A 16,120-nucleotide genomic window follows, 5' to 3' on the forward strand; every position below is an offset into this window, starting at 1 on the left:
CCGGTCACCACGCACCGACCTGGTCGGCATGCTCGTGAGCGATCGGCCATCCGGTGACCGATCGCCTGCCCGGTCGGTCGGTTCGTGAGTGATCGGCAGATTGAACTGCCGATCACTCACGAAGCGACCGACCGCATCGGTCGCCTCACGGGACCGGACAGATCGGCGGAGCTATGAGCTCGCCGGGCCGTCGTGCTTCGGGGTGTCGGGGGTATCAGGGCTGTCGGGGGTGCTCGACGTGCCGGGGGCACCCGAGCTGTCCGGGGCGTCCGGGGACTCCTTGGCGGTCTCCGGGCGCATCGCGCCGTAGCGTGGCTTGCCCTCCGGGGTGACGAACCGGGGGTCCGGCTTGCGTGGCGCCGACGGCGCATCGGCGGGCCCGTCCTGCCCGGACACCGCGCCGGGTCCCGCGACCGCACCGGCGTCGGACACGCCCTGGCCGGGCGTCCCCTGGGTCGGCGCCCCCTGGCCGGGCACGCCAGGTCCGGGCAGCCCGAACCCGCCCTGCGCAGCGTGCCGGACCATGCTCCCGGACGGGCGCCCCACGCCGCTCGGGGACTCCAGCAGCATCGCGCGCGCGTCGCCCGCGTGGTCGTGTGCGCAGAGGATGGCGTACGTCGCCGCGACGATCTGGGACGACGACGTGAAGTCACGCCGCCCGCGGGTGAAGGCATAGGACAACACACTGAACAGCAGCCCGAACCCGGCGCCGAGCCCGATGCCGACGAACAGCACGCCGCCACCGCCGTCGCCGGCGAAGAGAGTGAGGAGCAAGCCCACGAAGAGGCCGAACCAGGCACCGGACAGCACGCCCGCGAGCGCCACACGCCCGTAGGTGAGGCGCCCGGTGACACGTTCGACCATGCGCAGGTCGGTGCCGACGATGGTGACGTTCTCGACGGGGAACTTGTTGTCGGACAGGTAGTCGACGGCCTGCTGTGCCTGGAGGTAGGTCTCGTACGCGGCGACCTCGTCTCCGGCGGGCAGGGTGGGGACCTTGGGTATCGCGCCTGGGCGAGACATGCTCATCTGCACAGTTTCCCGCACTTCCCTGAACATCGCGAGAAACCGGCGGGTCGGTCCCCTCGCGTGTGCCGGCGCGCGGCCGTCAGCAGGCCGCGCACCTGCGGCGTAGCCTGGCCACCATGAGCTCCACGTCCCCGGTGTTCGTGGCGCGCCTGGCCGGTACGACGGTCTTCGACCCGATCGGGGACCATGTGGGTCGGGTGCGCGACGTCGTCGTGCTGATGCGTACGAGCGGGCCGCCGCGCGCGGTCGGTCTGGTCGTGGAGGTCCCGGGACGACGGCGGGTCTTCCTCCCCCTCACCCGGGTGACGAGCATCGATCCCGGCCAGGTGATCAGCACCGGGCTGGTGAACATGCGCCGGTTCGAGCAGCGGGCGATGGAGTCGCTGGTGCTGGGCGAGCTGCTGGACCGGCGGGTGCGGCTGGCGGACGGGTCCGGCGAGGCGACGGTCGAGGACGTGGCGATCACGCGGCAGCGCTCCGGTGACTGGCTGGTGAACCAGCTGTTCGTGCGGCGCCGGCCGGAGCAGCGGGTGGTGCCGCTCGCGCTGCGGCGCCGGGGCTCGACGCTGACGGTTCCGGTCGACGGCGTGACGGACCTCGCGCGGCCGGACGTCGACCAGGGGGCGGCCCGCCTGCTGGAGGCGTACGACAACCTGCGGGCGGCAGACCTCGCGGACGCGCTGCACGACCTCGCTCCGGCCCGGCGCGTGGAGGTGGCGCGCGCGCTGGACGACGAGCGCCTGGCGGACGTGCTGGAGGAGATGCCGGAGGACGAGCAGGTGGCGATCGTCACGGAGCTGGACGTGGATCGGGCGGCGGACGTGCTGGAGGCGATGGAGCCCGACGACGCCGCCGACCTGCTGAACGAGCTGCCGGACGCGACGGCGGACGACCTGCTGGCCCTCATGGAGCCGGAGGAGGCCGCGGACGTGCGCCGGCTGCTGGAGTACGGCGAGGACACGGCGGGCGGCCTGATGACGACCGAGCCGGTGATCCTCGGCGCGGACGACACGATCGCGATGGCGCTGGCGCAGCTGCGGCGCAAGGAGCTGCCGCCCGCGCTGGCGGCGATGGTGTTCGTGGTGCGGCCGCCGCTGGAGACGCCGACGGGCCGGTTCCTCGGGGTCGGGCACTTCCAGCGGCTGCTGCGCCATCCGCCGCACGCGGCGGTGGCGTCGGTGGTGGACTCGGACTCGCAGTGGTGGCTGACGCCGGACGCGCCCGTGGGTCGGGTGACGCGGCTGATGGCCGCCTACGACTTCCTCGCGCTGCCGGTGCTGGACCCGGAACGCCGGCTGCTGGGCGTGGTCACGGTCGACGACGTGCTGGACCACATCCTGCCCGACGACTGGCGCGAGTCCCACGACGAAGGGCTGGTCGAGGTGTCCGGCGACGGGACCCGGGCCGGTTCGGACGGCGGCCGGGCCAGGCCGGACGCCCGGCCTCGGTCCGTGCGGGACGACGGCGGGAGGGCTTCCCGTGGCTGACCGGCTCGACCGGCCGAAGGCCTCCGGGTTCCGCCGCCCGCGCTTCGACCCGGACCTCGTGGGCAAGGGCGCGGAGACGTTCGCGCGGTTCATGGGGACCGGGCAGTTCCTCATGTGGATGACGCTGTTCGTCGTCGTGTGGGTGACGCTGAACGCGGTCGCGCTGTGGGGGCTGCGGTGGGACCCCTTCCCGTTCATCCTGCTCAACCTGTTCTTCTCGGTGCAGGCCTCCTACGCGGCGCCGCTGATCCTGCTTGCGCAGAACCGGCAGGACGACCGCGACCGTGTCCTGGCGGAGCAGGACCGGCAGCGCGGCGAGCGCAACCTCGCGGACACGGAGTACCTGGCCCGCGAGATGGCGTCCCTCCGCATGCTCCTGAGCGAGGTCGCGACCCGCGACTACGTCCGCTCGGAGCTGCGCGCCCTGCTGGAGGAGCTGGACGAGCGGCGGGAGCGGGAGGACACCACGGGCCGGGACCAGCCGCAGGAGCGCACGATCGCGGACCCGCAGCGGTAGGCGGCCTGTCACACCAGCCCGGCGTCGTGCACCGTGATCGCGACCTGGACGCGGTTCTCCGCGCCGAACTTGGTCAGGATGCGGCCTACGTGGGTCTTCGCCGTGGACTCGCTCATGTACAGGTCGGCGGCGATCTGCGCGTTGGACAGGCCGCGCCCGATCGCGACGGCGACGTCCCGCTCGCGCTCCGTGAGGCGGGCGACCCGGGCGGTCGCCTGGTCGGCGCGGCCGTCCCGGGGCTGCGCCACCGAGGCGATCAGCTGCGCCATGACGCTCGGGGACAGCGTGGGCTGCCCGGCGGCCGCCGCCCGGACCGCCTCGACGAGCTTCTCCGGCGGCGTGTCCTTGAGCAGGAACCCGGCCGCGCCCGCGCGGAGCGCCTCCAGCACCAGCTCGTCGGTGTCGAACGTGGTGAGCACGATGACCCGCGACGACGATCCCTCCGCACCCAGCGTCCGCGTCGCGGTCAGCCCGTCCGTGCGCGGCATGCGGATGTCCATGAGCACCACGTCCGGGCGCACCCGCCGCACGAGATCGAGCCCGTCGGCTCCGTCGGACGCCTCGCCGACGACGGCCACGTCGGCCGCACCGCCCAGGATCAGCTTGAGCCCGGCACGGACGAGCATCTCGTCGTCGACCACCACGACCCGGATCGGGGCCGACGACGGCCCGGGTTCGTCCCGGCCCGACTCCCCCGGGGCGGGCAGGCCGGTGGCGCCGGTGCCCCGGCCGGTATCTCTGCCCGTGCCGGTCACGGGGTAGCTCGTGTCGCTTCTCATGATGCCGCCCACGGTAGCCACGCCCGCACCACGAATCGACCGCCCTCGGTGCCGTAGCCGAGCCGCCCGCCGCCCAGCTCGGCGCGCTCCGTCAGCCCCATGAGGCCCAGTCCGGACGCGGGCAGCACCTCCACCGCGTCCCCGGCCGACAGCGGATTCGCGACCGTGACGTCGACGCCGTCCCCGGGGGCACCCGCGACCGTCACGACCACCGGCTGCCCCGGGGCGTGCTTCCTGGCATTGGTCAGCCCCTCCTGGACGATACGGAACGCCGTCCGCGAGACGGCCACGGGCAGGTCCTCGTCGGTCGCCCGGTCGTCGTGGAAAGCGACCCCGACCCCGGCCGACCGGCTCTCGTCCAGCAGCGCCGGGAGCGCGTCGAGCGTGGGCTGGGGCCGGTGCACGTCGTCGCCCTCCTCGCCCAGCACCGCACCGCCCTCGGGGACGTCGCGAAGCACGCCGAGGATCTCCCGCAGCTCCGCCATCGCCGAGTGCGCGGAGTCGCGGATGGTCTCGGCCGTGCTCGTCACCTCCTCGCGCGGCAGGTCCTTGCGGTAGGCGAGCCCGCCGGCGTGCATCGTCACCAGGGAGATCCGGTGGGCGAGCACGTCGTGCATCTCGCGGGCGATCCGTGCCCGCTCGTTCGCGCGCGCCTGGGCCACCCGGCCCGCCTGCTCGCGCTCGGCGGTCTCGGCACGCACCTCGAGCGAGCGCACGTGGTCCCGGCCCAGCCCGATGTAGGCACCGACGGCCACCAGGAGGACGTAGAACATGACGCCGCCGAGGACGACGTCGAGCACGCCGTTCAGCATCGCGTCGTGCAGGTAGGGCCTGATGAAGAGGTAGGCGGTGTAGGCCCCGACGTGCACGACGGCGACGACGGCGATCGACACCCACCGACGGGTGGTCGCCAGGGAGACGATCGCCACGCAGGCGGCGCCCCCCGCCAGGTTCGACACCCCCATGAACAGGGTGAGGACCACCGCGATCGTGAAGGGCGCGCGCCGCCGCAGGTGCATGAGGCCGAGTGCGACGATCCCGAGGAAGAGATCGAGGGCGGCCAGCGCGCCGGGCTGCACCGCGCGATCGCCCACGTCCTCCTGCCACACGACGGCGACCATGAGAAGCATCCCGAAGACGACCGCCGCCAGCGTCCGCCACGTGGCGCCCCAGAGACGCTGTCCGAGGCTCTGCCGCGGTGGCGCCCCGGGCCGCACCGTCGGGCCTGCCCCGGCGGGCCCGGCACCCGCGGGCACTCCAGGGGACGCACCAGCCCGCCGCACGGCGGACGCGGCCGCCCCGCCCCCGCTCACCGCAGCCGCCCCAGCGCGTCCGCCGCGCGCAGGAAGCCGTCGATCCCCAGCGTCCACGCCAGCAGGTCGCCGCTGCGCCTCCATCGCGTCTCCTCCCCGTCTCCTGCCGCCGCCCGCGTGCCCACGGTCCGTGGCGTCTCCCAAGCCCCGGTCCGTGACGAAACTACCCGCCGCGCGCCCCGTCGGACATCGTCCTTTCGGCCGATGTCCGGCGCACGATCGGACGACCCCGCGCGGGACTCCCGGACCACGCACCGCGCGCTTTCGGCCGATGTGCCCGCCGGGTGCCGCGGGAGAGCGTGGAGCCATGATCACCGCAGACCACCTCACCAGGCGATACGGCGACTTCACCGCCGTCGGTAACGTGACCTTCGAGGCCCGGCCGGGCCTCGTCACCGGATTCCTCGGGCCGAACGGCGCGGGGAAGTCCACGACGATGCGCATGCTGTGCGGGCTCACGCCCATCACCTCCGGCACCGCGCACGTGCTGGGCGTACCCTTCCGCGAGCTGGCCAACCCGGGCCGGCGCGTCGGGGTGCTGCTCGACGCGTCCGCGCAGCACGCCGGCCGCACGGGCCGGGAGGCGCTCGGCGTGTCGGCGATGCTCATGGGCGTCGGGCGCCGCCGCGTCGGCGAGGTCCTCGACCTCGTGGGCCTCACCGCCAAGGAGGCCGACCGCCGCGTCAAGGGCTACTCGCTCGGCATGCGCCAGCGGCTCGGCCTCGCGAACGCGCTCCTCGGCGAACCCGAGGTGCTCATCCTCGACGAGCCCGCGAACGGCCTCGACCCGGCAGGCATCCGCTGGATGCGGGACCTGCTGCGCGACTACGCCCGGTCCGGCGGGACCGTCCTGCTCTCCTCCCACCTGCTGCACGAGGTGGAGCGGGTCGCGGACGAGATCGTCGTCATCGGCAACGGACGCATCGTCGCCAAGGGGGCCACCGAGGACCTGCTTTCCGGCTCCGAGCGCAGCCTCGAGGACCTGTTCCTCGACCTGACGGCCGACGTCTCGCGCGACGGCCCCGCGCCCCACGAACCCACCAGCCCCGAGTCCATCAGCGAGTCCACCAGGGAGAACGCCCGATGACCGCCATCCCCTTCGCCCGCCTGACCCTGGTCGAGTGGCGCAAGCAGCTCGACACGCGCGCCGGCCTCTGGCTGCTGATCTCCATCGCCCTGATCACCGCGGGCGTGCTCGCCGTCATGGCGTTCCTCGGAGAGGGTGCCACGAGCTTCGAGGCGCTCTTCTTCGGCACGTCGACGCCGATCAGCCTGCTGCTGCCCGTCGTCGGGATCCTCGCGGCCACCTCGGAGTGGACGCAGCGCACCGGCCTGATCACCTTCACCCTGGAGCCGCGGCGCAGCCGCGTCGGGCTGGCGAAGCTCATGAGCGCGCTCGGTTCCGGGATCGTGTTCTTCGCCGTGGCGGTCGCCCTCGCCGCCGTGTTCCACCTCGCCGTGGTGGCGTTCACCGACGCGAGGGCCGCGTGGGACATCTCCGCGGGCGCCTTCTGGGGCGGGCTGCTCCTCACCGTCCTCTACATGGCGCAGGGCGTCGCGTTCGGCGCTCTCATCCAGAACAGCGCGGGGGCGATCGTCGCGTTCTTCGCCCTGCCGACCGCGTTCACGCTCGTGGGTTCCCTGGTCGGAGCCATGCGGGACGCGATGCCGTGGATCGACCTCACCACGGCCACCGAACCGCTCCTGTTCGACGCCGGCGCCCTGTCGGGCGAGCAGTGGGCCCAGGTGGCGACGTCGTCGGCGATCTGGCTCCTGCTCCCCCTCACCCTGGGCCTGATCCGCATCGCCCGCTCGGAGATCAAGTCGGCCTGAGAACCCGGCCCGGCAGGCTCGGCCGGCAACGGCCGAGCCTGCCGAGGACCCGCTACGGCTCCATGTCGTCGTGCAGGACCACACGGGACAGCTCGTAGCCGCCGCCCGGCAGGCGCCAGTAGTGCATCCGCCGGGCCGACGGCGTGTTGACCTGGAGCGATACGCGCCAGCAGGCGGCGCCGTCGTCTCTGACGCGCTGGGGGTCGTCGCCACCGAGGCCGGTGCGCAGCGGGTGCACCTGGAGCCCGTTCATCTCGGGGGCCCGCCCCGTCACCACGTGCACCACGGTCCGCAGCACCTTGTCCCGCGAGATCCCCTCGACGGTCTCCAGGGACTCCAGGAACCGTGAGCCGAGCAGGTACTCCTCGAGCGGCCAGCGCTCCTTCTCCCCGGCCGGCACCATCTGCGCCCACGTCTGCGTCACCTCGAACCGGAACTGCTGGGCCGGGTCGGTGAAGTACCGCTCCGTCGTCACCTCGACGTCCCGCCCGAGCTCGCGCCGGTAGGCCGCCGACTTCGACTTCTCCGCCCGCAGCTGGGACCGCGACCGCTCCAGCTGGTGGTCACGACGATCCACCTGGTCGCGCAGGTCGGCGACGTACTGGCGCAGCTCGTCGAGCTCCACCTCGGCCCGCCGCTTCTCGACCTTGATGTCGATCAGGTCCTTTTCCAGCCGCTTGACCTGGGCCTTCTCGGCGTCGAGCGCGAGGCTGAGGTCCCGGACCGCCTTGCCCCCGGCCGAGGACGGGGTCGACCCGGCCACCGGGGCCGGGCGGCAGTCCTCGGGTGGTGCGGGCAGCGGCGCGTCGGCCTCCCCGGCGATCCGCGCCGCGATGTCCCCGGGGGTCGGCCGCCGCCTGGTCTCGGCGGGCTCGGCCGCCGGGACCGCCGCCGAGGCAGAGGGTTCGGCGTGCGAGGCCCGGCTTCGGCCGTTCGTCTCCGCCGGGGCCGTGAGCTCGGGGTACGGCTCGCCTCCTCGGCCACCCGTCACCTCCGCCGGTGTCGGGATGCGGATCGGGCCGCTGCCAGTCTCCGGCTCCTCGGCGGACGGGTCCGGCGGAACCAGCCACGGCGGACCGCCGTCGAGCAGCGACAGCACGGGCAGCGGCTCCTCGGACTCGTCGACGTCGTCGAGCCGGAGCGTGACGGCGTCGCCGGGCGCCTGCACGACGCGGGCCAGCACCGCCTCGCCGGGGGTGAAGAGGTCGTCGAGCGCGTCGAGCGCGTTGCCGGTCACCCGCTCGCGCTGGACCCGGACCTGCACGGCGGGCGCGACGGCGATCGTGACGGCCGCCTCGGTCACGGCTTCCACCCGGCCGACCACAACTTTGCCCACACGATAGGAATTCCTGACCGCGCGCCGCTGGGCGGCGTCGTCGGGCAGCATGCCCCGGACGTCGAGCGTGCCGCGGCCGGCGTCGTGCCTGCCCCGCACCTTCATGCCCGGCCGGAGGACGTTCCCGAGCGGCACGCCGGGGAGGGTGAGCTCCTCCGCGACCGACGCCTGACCGCCGTCGTCCAGCGCGACCAGCGCGCGAGGACCGACGACGCCCAGCACCGAACCGGGTACCTCGACGTGCCCGGCGGCCGCGCCGGCGGCGACGCCGATCGACCCGGCGAGCCCGGCGCGCACCGCCGCGGAGAGGGCGTCGCCGACCAGGCGGTCGCGCACCTTCGGCCCGTCGGCCAGTGAATACGCGAAGTGCAGGGGCGACTGGCGCAGGTCGTGGACCCAGTCGAGCCCGATGGGGTAGACGCGGGACGCCCCGCCGTAGACCTGCGTGTACTCCGGCATCCCGCGCGAGAAGGCCCAGGACACGTCACCCGTCGGGATGACCGCTACCTCGGCCAGCCCGACCACGTCCTCGAGCACGCGCTGCGGGTCGACGTACGGGGCGGTGCGGCCGGCGGGGGTGGAGACGACCACCACGGGCCAGGCACGATTCGGAACTTGGAGAAACCGGGCAAAATCCCGCGCATCGTCTTCGGACACGATCTTGTGGAGGTCGGTGGGTACCGAGACGTTCACCGTCCCGTTCGCCATGCCACACCTCCCTGTCCGCGTGACTTCACCCTATCGGTCGTTACTGAGTATTTGCCTAACGCACGCCAGATTCACGAGATGCCCCGGGGACCCTAGGATCGAGGGGTGACAACCACCAGCTCCGCGACCATCGAGACCCGCGTCCGCGACGCGCTCACGCGCGTCCTCGACCCCGAGATCCGCCGGCCCATCACGGAGCTCGACATGGTGCGGTCCGTCGACGTCGCCGACCCGCCCGCCCCCGGAGGCGCGGACGGCGGCGGCACGCCGGGAGCCCGCGTCACCGTCGGGATCGACCTGACCGTCGCCGGATGTCCCATGAAGTCGACGCTGATCAGGGAGGTGACCGCCGCGGCGAGCGCCGTCGACGACGTGGCCGCCGTGGATGTGGAGCTGGGCGTGATGACGCCGGACCAGCGCGCGGCGCTGCGCACGAAGCTGCGCGGGGGGACGGGTGAGCCGGTGATCCCGTTCGCGCAGCCGGGCTCGCTGACGAAGGTCTATGCGGTCGCGTCCGGCAAGGGCGGGGTCGGGAAGTCGTCGGTGACGGCGAACCTGGCCGTGTCGATGGCGGCGGACGGGCTGAACGTGGGTGTGATCGACGCGGACATCTACGGGTTCTCGATCCCGCGGATGCTGGGGGTGGACCGGCAGCCGACACGGGTGGACAACATGCTGCTGCCGCCGGTGGCGCACGGTGTCAAGGTCGTGTCGATCGGCATGTTCGTGCCGGAGGGGCAGCCGGTGGTGTGGCGGGGCCCGATGCTGCACCGGGCGCTGGAGCAGTTCCTCAGCGACGTGTACTGGGGCGACCTGGACGTGCTGCTGCTGGACCTGCCGCCGGGCACGGGAGACATCGCGATCTCGGTGGCGCAGCTGCTGCCGCGGTCGGAGGTGCTGGTCGTGACGACGCCGCAGGCGGCGGCCGCGGAGGTGGCCGAGCGGGCCGGGTCGGTGGCGACGCAGACGTCGCAGGGCGTGGTCGGCGTGGTGGAGAACATGTCGTGGCTGGAGCAGCCCGACGGGTCGCGGCTGCACCTGTTCGGCGAGGGCGGCGGCGCGACGGTCGCGGCCCGGCTGTCGGAGACGCTGGGCACCCACATCCCGCTGCTCGGGCAGGTCCCGCTCGACGTCGCGGTCCGGGAGGGCGGCGACTCGGGGATCCCCGTGACGCTGGCCGTGCCGGAGTCGCCGGGCTCGGCGGTGCTGCGCGACGTCGCCCGCTCGCTGGCGGCGCGCAAGCGCGGGCTGGCAGGGATGCAGCTCGGCGTCTCCCCCGCGTAAGAGATCACCCGGGAAGGGCGCCGGCGAGGTAGGGGCGAGTGCTCGGGTAGGCGCCAGGGGGGGCACTCCCACGCCCCTACGTGAGCGCTCGCCCCTACCTCGCCGGCGTCGCCCCCGCGGGGTCCCGCCCACGTAACCTGCCCGAAGTGCGGGCGATCTATGCTGATGCACCGTTCTGCCCGCTCGACCCCGAGGACACATGAGCACCGACGACCCGGCCACCGACCACCCGCCCGAGAGCCCGTCCGAGAGCCCGTCCGCGGCCCCTCCCGGCAAGGTGGTGAACCGCACGGTCTTCTTCGGCTCTGCGGCGATCATCCTCGCCGTGGCGCTGTGGGCGATCTTCGCCCCGGCGCAGGCGGAGGAGTCGATCGGCGTCGTCGTCGGATGGATCTCCGAGGGCTTCGGCTGGTACTACTTCCTGGTCGCGACCGGGTTCCTGGTGTTCGCCATCGCGGTGGGCGCCTCCCGGATGGGCAAGGTGCGCCTGGGCCCGGAGCAGTCGAAGCCGCAGTTCAACCTGTTCACCTGGGCGGCGATGCTGTTCGCCGCCGGCATCGGCACGGACCTGATGTTCTACTCGGTGGCCGAGCCCGCCTCGCAGTACTACTTCCCGCCGGCCGGCTCCGGCGAGGGCATCGAGGCCGCCCGGCAGGCCGTGGTGTGGACCCTGTTCCACTATGGGATCATCGGCTGGGGCATGTACGCGCTGATGGGCATGGCGCTGGCCTACTTCGCCTATCGCCGCAACATGCCGCTGAGCATCCGTTCGGTGCTGCACCCGCTGTTCGGCGACCGGGTGTGGGGCAAGCTGGGTGACGCCGTGGACGTCGCCGCCGTGATCGGCACGATCTTCGGCCTGGCCACCACGCTCGGCATCGGCGTCGAGATGCTCAACCGCGGCCTGTTCGAGCTGTGGGGCATCCCCGAGGGGACCTGGGCGCAGGTCGGGCTGCTGGTGCTGGCCGTCGTCATCGCGACGCTGTCCGTGGTCTCCGGTGTGGCGCGCGGTCTGCGGCGCCTGTCCGAGCTGAACGTGGTGCTGGCGATCGTGCTGATCGTGTGGATCCTCATCGCGGGCAAGACGTCGTTCCTGCTCGACGGGCTGGTCATGAATCTCGGCGACTACGTGTCGCGGCTGCCCGGGATGGCGCTGGACACCTACGCGTTCGAGGCGCCGGCCGAGTGGATGGGCTGGTGGACGCTGTTCTTCTGGGCCTGGTGGGTGGCCTGGGCGCCGTTCGTCGGCCTGTTCCTGGCGCGCATCTCGCGCGGCCGCACGATCCGCCAGTTCGTGGTCGGCACGCTGACCATCCCGTTCCTGTTCATCCTGCTGTGGGTGTCGGTCTTCGGGAACAGCGCCCTCGACTTCATGATGAACGGCGGCGAGGCGGGCGCGGAGTTCGGCGCGAACGCCGTGGACGACCCGGCGAGCGGGATCTACGCCCTGCTGGAGCAGTTCCCGGCCGCTCCGCTGACGATCGGCATCGCCGTGATCACGGGTCTGCTGTTCTACGTGACGTCCGCCGACTCCGGCGCGCTCGTGCTGTCCAACTTCACGTCCCGCCTGCACCAGGCCGGCGACGACGGCCCCGCGTGGCTGCGCATCTTCTGGGCCGCCGCGACCGGCCTGCTCACCATGGGCATGCTGCTGGCCGGCGGAATCACCACCCTGCAGTCCGCGACGATCATCATGGGCCTGCCGTTCTCGTTCGTCATGGTCGCCGTGATGCTCGGGCTGTACAAGGTGCTGCGCACGGAGGGCCAGAAGTTCGACGCCGTGCGCACGTCGTTGCCGTCCCACCTCTCCGGGCGGACCCCGCACGCCGGCGCCACCTGGCAGCAGCGGCTCTCCCGTCTGCTCACGTTCCACGACGAGCGGCACACCCGCCGGTTCATCGACAGCACCTGCCGGCCCGCGATCGAGGAGATCGCCGGCGTCCTGGAGCAGGAGGGCGCCGCCGTCCGCTGGTCCGAGGAGCCTGACCGGGGCACCGGCCTGCCGGTGCTCACGCTCACGGTCGAGCACGCGGACGAGGCGCGGTTCACCTACCAGCTGTGCCCGATGGCGTACCCGACGCCGAGCTTCCGCACGAGCATGGCCGACGCCGCCGACACCTACTACCGTGTCGAGGTCTTCCTCGCCGAGGGCACGCAGGGCTACGACGTCACCGGCTACGAGAAGGAGCAGCTCATCGCCGACGTCCTCGACCAGTACGAGCGGCACCTGCACTTCCTGCACTCCTCCGCGGCGCCCACCCGGCGCTCCGAGGACGTCTGAGCCCTCTCCCGCACGCCCGCGGTGGTCCGGCGTCGAGCAGCCGCACGCTGTGGACGCCGGACGCCGGACGCCGGACGCCGGCGGGCGGAACCCGCGCGAGTGCGGTGCACTGAGCGGGTCGTCCCATCCCACCCGAACCACCACCGGAGGTCGGCATGTCCGTAGCCGCCACCCTGTTCGTCGACGGCGGCTGGACGCCCGCCGCCGACGGCGCCACCCGCGACATCGCGTGCCCCGCCGACGGGTCGCCCGTCGACTCGGTGTCGGAGGCGTCCGCCGCCGACACCGAACGCGCGATCGCCGCCGCACGCCGCGCGTTCGACGCCGGGCCCTGGCGCGCCACCACCGCCCCGGAGCGCGGTGACCTGCTACTGCGCGTCGCGGACCTGCTCGCCGAGCGCAAGGCGGAGTTCGCGCGCGCGGAGTCCCGCGACACCGGCAAACGGTTCGTCGAGTCGGAGATCGACATGGACGACTGCATCGCGTGCTTCCGGTACTTCGGCAGGCTCGCCGGGCTCGACGCCGGCCGGGTCGTCGACGCCGGGAGCCACGAGGTCGTCAGCCGCATCCAGTACGAGCCGGTGGGCGTCTGCGGGCTCATCTCCCCGTGGAACTACCCGCTGCTGCAGGCCGTCTGGAAGGTCGCGCCCGCGCTGGCCGCGGGGAACACGTTCGTGCTCAAGCCGAGCGAGCTCACCCCGCACACCGCGATGCTGCTCATGGGGGTGCTGTCGGAGGTCGGCGTCCCGGACGGCGTCGCCAACCTCGTGACGGGCGCCGGGCCGACCGCTGGCGGCCCGCTGAGCACCCACCCGGACGTCGACCTGGTGTCGTTCACGGGCGGGCTGGTCACGGGCCGGATCATCGCCGCGAACGCGGCGGCCACGGTGAAGAAGGTCGCCCTGGAGCTCGGCGGGAAGAACCCGAACGTCGTGTTCGCGGACGTCGCCGCGACGGACGAGAGCTTCGACGCCGCGGTCGACAACGCGCTCAACGCCGCGTTCGTGCACTCGGGCCAGGTGTGCTCGGCGGGCGCCCGCCTGCTCGTCGAGGACTCGCTCCACGACAGGTTCGTCGACGAGCTGGTCCGCCGCGCCGAGCGGATCCGGCTCGGCGGCCCCGACGACCCGGAAGCCGAGACCGGCCCGCTGATCTCCGCCGCCCACCGCGACAAGGTCACCGCGTACGTGGACCGGGCCGTCGCCGACGGCGCCGTGCTGCGCTGCGGCGGGACGTGGGGCGACGGCGACCTCGCGCGAGGCTTCTACTACCTGCCCACAGTGCTCGACGGCGTCGCGCGCGGCTCGGCCGCCGTCGTCGACGAGGCGTTCGGGCCCGTGGTCACCGTCGAGACGTTCCGCACCGAGGACGAGGCCGTCGAGCTCGCCAACGACACGCACTACGGCCTGGCAGGCGCCGTGTGGACGCCGGACGGGGGCAAGGCCCAGCGCGTCGCGAACCGGCTGCGGCACGGGACGATCTGGATCAACGACTTCCACCCGTACCTGCCGCAGGCGGAGTGGGGCGGGTTCAAGCAGTCCGGCTTCGGCCGCGAGCTCGGACCGGCGGGCCTCGCCGAGTACCAGGAAGCCAAGCACGTCTACCAGAACCTGCGCCCGGCCGTGACCGGCTGGTTCCCGCAGCACTGAGGGGAGAGAGCATGTCCCGGGAGTTCGACTATCTCGTGATCGGCGGCGGCTCCGGCGGCGCCGCCGTCGCGGCGCGGCTGTCTGAGGATCCCGACGTCACCGTCGCCCTGCTCGAGGCCGGCCCGTCCGACGTGGACGACGACGCCGTCCTGCGTCTCGACCGGTGGATGCACCTGCTGGAGTCGGGGTACGACTGGGACTACCTCATCGAGCCGCAGGAGAAGGGCAACTCCTTCATGCGGCAGGCACGCGCCCGCGTGCTGGGCGGCTGCTCCTCGCACAACTCGTGCATCGCGTTCCACCCGCCGGCCGAGGACCTCGACCGGTGGGCCGAGCTCGGCGCCGCGGGGTGGGAGGCGCCGGAGTCGCTGCCGTTCGTGCGGCGGCTGGAGAACAACGACCAGCCCGGCGGGCACCACGGCCACGACGGCCCGGTGCGGCTGCGGCAGGTACGCCCCGAGGACCCGTGCGGCGTGGCGCTGCTGGACGCCTGCGAGCAGGCAGGCATCCCGCGCGTGCGGTTCAACGACGGGACGACCGTCGCCGAGGGGGCGAGCTTCTTCCAGATCAACGCCCGTGAGGACGGCGTGCGCTCGTCGTCGTCGGTGTCCTACCTGCACCCCGTGCTGGAGCGGGAGAACCTGACGATCCTCACGGAACACTGGGTGAAGCGCATCACGTTCGAGCCGGCGGCCGGGTCCCGGGTGCCCCACACGGACCAGCGGCGGAGCGGGGGCGCCTCGCAGGGCGGGGACGACGGCGGGACGGGCGGCCTCCCGCGCGCGACCGGCGTCGACGTGCTGGCACCCGACCTCGTCCACACGGAGCACCTCACGGCGCGGCGGGAGATCGTGCTGTCGGCGGGCGCGATCGACTCGCCGAAGTTGCTCCTGCTGTCCGGCATCGGCCCGGCCGAGCACCTGCGCGAGATGGGGATCGAGGTGCTGGTGGACGCCCCCGGCGTCGGCTCCCACACGCAGGACCACCCGGAGGGCGTCATCTCCTGGGAGGCGAAGCGGCCCATGGTGACCGAGTCCACCCAGTGGTGGGAGATCGGGATCTTCGCGCGCACCGCCGAGGCCGAGGCGCGTGGCGACGCCCTGCCCGACCTGATGATGCACTACGGCTCCGTCCCGTTCGACATGCACACCGTCCGCCAGGGCTACCCGAGCGCGGAGAACGTCTTCTGCCTGACGCCGAACGTGACGCACGCACGGTCGCGCGGCACGGTGCGGCTGCGGTCGCGCGACTTTCGCGACAAGCCGAAGGTGGACCCGCGATACTTCACGGACCCGCACGACATGCGCGTCATGGTGGAGGGGATCAAGCTGGCCCGCGAGATCGCGGCCCAGCCGGCGATGGCGGAGTGGACCGGGCGGGAGCTGTTCCCGGGCCCCGAGGTGCGCACCGACGAGGAGATCGCCGACTACGTCTCCCGCACCCACAACACCGTCTACCACCCCACGGGCTCGGTCCGGATGGGCGCCGAGGACGACGAGACCTCGCCGCTGGACCCCCGCCTGCGGGTCAAGGGCGTGACCGGGCTGCGGGTCGCGGACGCTTCGGTGATGCCGGAGATCACCACGGTCAACCCCAACATCACGGTGATGATGATCGGCGAGCGCTGCGCGGACTTCATCAAGCGCTCGCGGAAGTAGTCGGCCGCCGACCACGCCGTCCTGCGGGGTGACTGCGCTTCGACTGCGCTTCCACCCCGCACGGCGGCCCGGCCGCCACCGACCATCATCTCGTCCGAGGGACTCGGCGCGCTGTGCGAGGAACAGCAGCAGTCGCTGACCGAGGTCGGCGCGGGCCTCCAGGAGATCGCCTACAGCGCCTCCGAGGAGGACGACTCCCGCGTGGAGGAGATCGGGGGCGAGCAGGAGCCCGTCGACACGGTGACC

Annotated in this window: 13 protein-coding genes; 8 read left to right on the forward strand and 5 right to left on the reverse strand. The window is 72.9% G+C overall.

Going from position 1 to position 16,120, the window contains the following annotated elements; translation table 11 throughout:
• Positions 1-171 precede the first annotated feature (171 nt).
• Positions 172-1,029 carry a YflT domain-containing protein gene (locus ACYU96_RS04195; RefSeq protein ID WP_460749331.1) on the reverse strand — a complete coding sequence of 286 codons (858 nt, stop codon included), beginning with the start codon at positions 1,027-1,029 and terminating at the stop codon, positions 172-174.
• Positions 1,030-1,145: 116 nt separating this feature from the next.
• On the opposite strand from ACYU96_RS04195, the gene ACYU96_RS04200 reads away from it, so the two are divergent.
• Together ACYU96_RS04200 and ACYU96_RS04205 are read left to right on the forward strand one after the other, a co-directional pair.
• Positions 1,146-2,516 (forward strand): magnesium transporter MgtE N-terminal domain-containing protein, encoded by a 1,371-nt coding sequence (locus ACYU96_RS04200; protein ID WP_460749332.1) that lies wholly within the window; start codon positions 1,146-1,148, stop codon positions 2,514-2,516.
• Positions 2,509-3,033 carry a DUF1003 domain-containing protein gene (locus ACYU96_RS04205; RefSeq protein WP_460749334.1) on the forward strand — a complete coding sequence of 175 codons (525 nt, stop codon included), beginning with the start codon at positions 2,509-2,511 and terminating at the stop codon, positions 3,031-3,033. The genes ACYU96_RS04200 and ACYU96_RS04205 overlap by 8 nt, the downstream gene beginning before the upstream one ends.
• An 8-nt stretch (positions 3,034-3,041) precedes the next feature.
• Here the strand turns inward: ACYU96_RS04205 and ACYU96_RS04210 are convergent, their stop codons facing one another.
• The 3 genes from ACYU96_RS04210 to ACYU96_RS04220 all read right to left on the reverse strand — a co-directional run bounded on the left by ACYU96_RS04210 (position 3,042) and on the right by ACYU96_RS04220 (position 5,250).
• Positions 3,042-3,812 carry a response regulator gene (locus tag ACYU96_RS04210; RefSeq protein WP_460749336.1) on the reverse strand — a complete coding sequence of 257 codons (771 nt, stop codon included), beginning with the start codon at positions 3,810-3,812 and terminating at the stop codon, positions 3,042-3,044.
• On the reverse strand, positions 3,809-4,933 hold the full coding sequence (locus ACYU96_RS04215; RefSeq protein WP_460749337.1) for a sensor histidine kinase: 1,125 nt from the start codon (positions 4,931-4,933) through the stop codon (positions 3,809-3,811). Before ACYU96_RS04215 ends, ACYU96_RS04210 begins: the two co-directional genes overlap by 4 nt.
• A 188-nt stretch (positions 4,934-5,121) precedes the next feature.
• Positions 5,122-5,250: a hypothetical protein gene (locus tag ACYU96_RS04220; RefSeq protein ID WP_460749339.1), complete on the reverse strand. Its 129-nt coding sequence runs from the start codon at positions 5,248-5,250 to the stop codon at positions 5,122-5,124.
• Between the two features lie 182 nt (positions 5,251-5,432).
• Here ACYU96_RS04220 and ACYU96_RS04225 point away from each other — a divergent pair, with 182 nt between their 5' ends.
• Together ACYU96_RS04225 and ACYU96_RS04230 are read left to right on the forward strand one after the other, a co-directional pair.
• The gene (locus ACYU96_RS04225) at positions 5,433-6,212 is read left to right on the forward strand and encodes an ABC transporter ATP-binding protein (RefSeq protein ID WP_460749341.1); all 780 of its coding nucleotides are present in this window, start codon (positions 5,433-5,435) and stop codon (positions 6,210-6,212) included.
• Positions 6,209-6,958, forward strand: a complete 750-nt coding sequence (locus ACYU96_RS04230) for an ABC transporter permease (protein WP_460749343.1) — start codon at positions 6,209-6,211, stop codon at positions 6,956-6,958. The genes ACYU96_RS04225 and ACYU96_RS04230 overlap by 4 nt, the downstream gene beginning before the upstream one ends.
• A 52-nt stretch (positions 6,959-7,010) precedes the next feature.
• Here ACYU96_RS04230 and ACYU96_RS04235 read toward each other — a convergent pair whose 3' ends face one another.
• Complete coding sequence (locus ACYU96_RS04235) at positions 7,011-8,888, reverse strand: hypothetical protein (RefSeq protein WP_460749345.1); 1,878 nt, start codon at positions 8,886-8,888, stop codon at positions 7,011-7,013.
• 219 nt (positions 8,889-9,107) lie between these two features.
• On the opposite strand from ACYU96_RS04235, the gene ACYU96_RS04240 reads away from it, so the two are divergent.
• The 4 genes from ACYU96_RS04240 to ACYU96_RS04255 all read left to right on the forward strand — a co-directional run bounded on the left by ACYU96_RS04240 (position 9,108) and on the right by ACYU96_RS04255 (position 15,874).
• The gene (locus tag ACYU96_RS04240) at positions 9,108-10,286 is read left to right on the forward strand and encodes an Mrp/NBP35 family ATP-binding protein (RefSeq protein WP_460749347.1); all 1,179 of its coding nucleotides are present in this window, start codon (positions 9,108-9,110) and stop codon (positions 10,284-10,286) included.
• Positions 10,287-10,485: 199 nt separating this feature from the next.
• On the forward strand, positions 10,486-12,567 hold the full coding sequence (gene betT, locus ACYU96_RS04245; RefSeq protein WP_460749349.1) for a choline BCCT transporter BetT: 2,082 nt from the start codon (positions 10,486-10,488) through the stop codon (positions 12,565-12,567).
• Between the two features lie 155 nt (positions 12,568-12,722).
• Positions 12,723-14,216, forward strand: a complete 1,494-nt coding sequence (locus ACYU96_RS04250) for an aldehyde dehydrogenase family protein (RefSeq protein WP_460749350.1) — start codon at positions 12,723-12,725, stop codon at positions 14,214-14,216.
• An 11-nt stretch (positions 14,217-14,227) separates the two neighbouring features.
• On the forward strand, positions 14,228-15,874 hold the full coding sequence (locus tag ACYU96_RS04255; protein WP_460749352.1) for a GMC family oxidoreductase: 1,647 nt from the start codon (positions 14,228-14,230) through the stop codon (positions 15,872-15,874).
• Positions 15,875-16,120: the final 246 nt, after the last annotated feature.

It is taken from the genome of Myceligenerans cantabricum, from assembly GCF_054777735.1.